The sequence below is a fragment of the Nocardia sp. NPDC005998 genome (assembly GCF_040614395.1).
In the GTDB taxonomy this organism is placed as follows: domain Bacteria; phylum Actinomycetota; class Actinomycetes; order Mycobacteriales; family Mycobacteriaceae; genus Nocardia.
Genome location: NZ_JBEXUI010000093.1, coordinates 1 through 2,810, shown reverse-complemented (window position 1 = coordinate 2,810; position 2,810 = coordinate 1). Strand labels below are relative to the sequence as shown.

The window sequence follows — 2,810 nt, the reverse complement described above, 5'->3', positions numbered from 1 at the left end:
GTTCGACGCTCCGGTACCCGGCGCACACCCACCCGAAATGCTGGTAGACCGCGGAGTCGATGCCGAGCAGGTCGCGCGAGAAGCGCGGCAACACCCGCAGACCGCGCAGGAACCGGGCGCGGGAGTCCCGAGCGCCCCCGTGCGGGATCTGACCCCCAAGCAAGGGGAGGCGCTCGAGCAGTTCGCCATCGACGAGGACTACACAGCAGCCGCAAGACGGCTTGACGGCATTAACGCGGCCACGGTGCACCGGCACGTGGCCGCCGCGGTAGTCAGGCTCGGGGCGGCGGATGTGTGGCAGGCTGTGGAATGGCAGTGTGAGGCCGTCGGCCGGGGGGTCGGTGTCGAGCAGGTCGCGCGAGAAGCGCGGCAACGCCCGCAGACCGCGCAGAGATCGGTCCGGGCACTGACAGACATTCAAAGGAGGGCGCTCGCGCAGTACGCTCTCGACGGGGGCTACGACGCAGCCGGAAGAAGTCTGGGCAGGGACCCATCCTCGGTGAGGTCCGGCGTGGAAGGTGCGGTAGTCAGGCTCGGGGCGGCGCATGTGGGGCAGGCTGTGGGATGGCAGGGTGAGGCCGTCCGCCGGGGGGTTGGTGTCGAGCAGGTCGCGCGAGAAGCGCGGCAACGCCCGCAGGCTGTGGGGGAACCGGGTGCCGAGGGCGGTTACACTGCTGCCCCCAGCACGCTTTCCGCGCCGGCGCAGGCATCCTCGTCGCGGGATAGCGGCGCGGCGCGGCCCTGGGTTCCGCGCGCGTCGGGCGCGGACTCGGCGGGTGACCGAAACGCTCCTGTCGCCGACCCGAGTGGGCCGGGGGATGGGGCTGTCTCGGTGCGTGATGACCTCCACCCCGGTCATGACGACACCATGCCGGACATCCCGGCCGGTGAGCGCATCCGAGACTTCGACGACCCGGGCCAGTTTCTCGAGGAGCTCGGCGAGGACATGGGCGTGGCCGAGGCAACGGGCGGAGCATTCCCCAGTTACCGGCCCGGTACCCACGTCTACCTCATCGACATCGATCGGACACTGCGGATCACCGTTACCCCCGACTACGCGTTCACCCTTCTGCATCTGGGCAATCATGATCTCGACCTCCTCGACTCCGGACCCACCACCCTCCAAGCCGCCGGCATCCTGCCCTACCTGCGCGACTACATCGACAACCAAGACCGCACTATCACTACGACGAGCGTCCACTACCCCCCACCGGACACGTCCGCGCCCACCGTCCACACCACCGTGGCCGGCCTCGCCGACCGGCTGAACCGCAACGTCTTGTTCACCGATACTCGAATCCAGTGGCCTGGCAACACCATTGCCGTTGTCCTTGGCGACGGCAACATCGAAAGTCACACCCCTGCCGGGTTGGAAACCCTGACCGCGGCCGAATTCCTTACCCGCCTCGACGCCGAGAGCCCCTCGGACGTCACCATCCACGGGCCCGACGACCCCACCGATTGGGGTGACGAGCAGCACTCGCTCGACGCGATCCTCACCAATCTCGCTGCGGCGCGCGGACTGGGCCTCGAGCAACTGCGTGGCGATCTCGCCGGCCACCTCGAGACCTATTTCGACCGTTACATCCAGGACATCACCACCCATGAAATCGATATTGCGCAGGCCCGCGAGAACGCGTGGCGGCGTGGATTCGACAAGGGGCCCTTCGTCGACGACGACACTGCACGCGGTGTCGAGGACGCCCGCCGGATCGAATTCGACAACACGATCATCACCGCCCGCGTGGGCGCGCTCAACACCGAGATCGCCGCACTACGCAGCGGCCTCGCCACCGACAACCGCTCCATCGCGTATTCCGGCCTCCACTTCATCCTCCCGATCGTCACCGCCCAGCCCGGAACCTTGGCCAACTCCGTCTTCATCCAACGCGGTATCACCCGGCACGCCCTCATCAACGACCCCACCCCCGGTGCCCTCGTCTATTACTTCCTGCAACACCCCGACAAACACGCGTACCGACACGGGACCACGCCCACCCGCCACATCCACGCCGCAACAATCCCCGGTGTCACCGGTCAGGGCTCGCAGTTCGACGCTCCGGTACCCGGCGCCCCCCCGATAGGGGCTGGTAACTATTGCGCGGCGGTCGGTTTGCGTTACGCCAAGGCCAAGAACCCCAACACCCCTATTACGCCACCGGCCGGGGATACTTACGCTCTCAGTGGTATGAGTGCCGGGGAGTTCAACGGCTACGCTCACGCTGAACTGCAGGTCTTCGATAGCCACGATCTCATCGGGGAACATCTCCTCGGGCTCGGTGACGGGGCTATGGCGTTGGTCGTGGACGGCTATCACGGACCGGGTGACGAATACGGGGTGGGCGCACACCACACGGTGTTCTACAACGAATCCGGAACCGTCATGGTCCACGACCCTTCGTCTCCGGGCCGCGATTATCCTCTGCGCGAGCATCCCATCGCTGATATTCGTGTCATCACTGCTATTCTTTTTGCCCCTGACGGCGTCTGGCAGACGATTCCGGGCGGCGTGGACGGCGTCACCGTTCTGGGTGCCGTATTGATCGGCGCACCGCATTCACCGGCCGATGCCCCCGTGCGGGATCTGACATCCAAGCAAGGGGAGGCGCTCGAGCAGTTCGCCATCGACGAGGACTACACAGCAGCCGCAAGACGACTCGGCGTCACTTCCTCGAGCACGGTGCACCGGCACGTGGCCGCCGCGGTACGCAGGCTCGGGGCGGCGGATGTGGGGCAGGCTGTGGATTGGCAGCTCGAGGCCGTCGGCCGGGGGGTTGGTGTCGAGCAGGTCGCGCGAGAAGCACGGCAAC

The 2,810-nt window shown here is 66.8% G+C and carries 2 protein-coding genes; one reads left to right on the top strand and one right to left on the bottom strand.

Features of this window, described 5'->3' with window-relative positions:
- Window positions 1–628 (bottom strand): hypothetical protein (locus ABZ293_RS41935; RefSeq protein WP_355189904.1); only part of this gene is annotated, 628 nt, incomplete at its 3' end.
- Between the two features lie 204 nt (window positions 629–832).
- Between ABZ293_RS41935 and ABZ293_RS41930 the strand changes: the two genes are divergently transcribed.
- On the top strand, window positions 833–2,810 hold a 1,978-nt coding region (locus ABZ293_RS41930; protein ID WP_355189903.1), incomplete at its 3' end, for a hypothetical protein.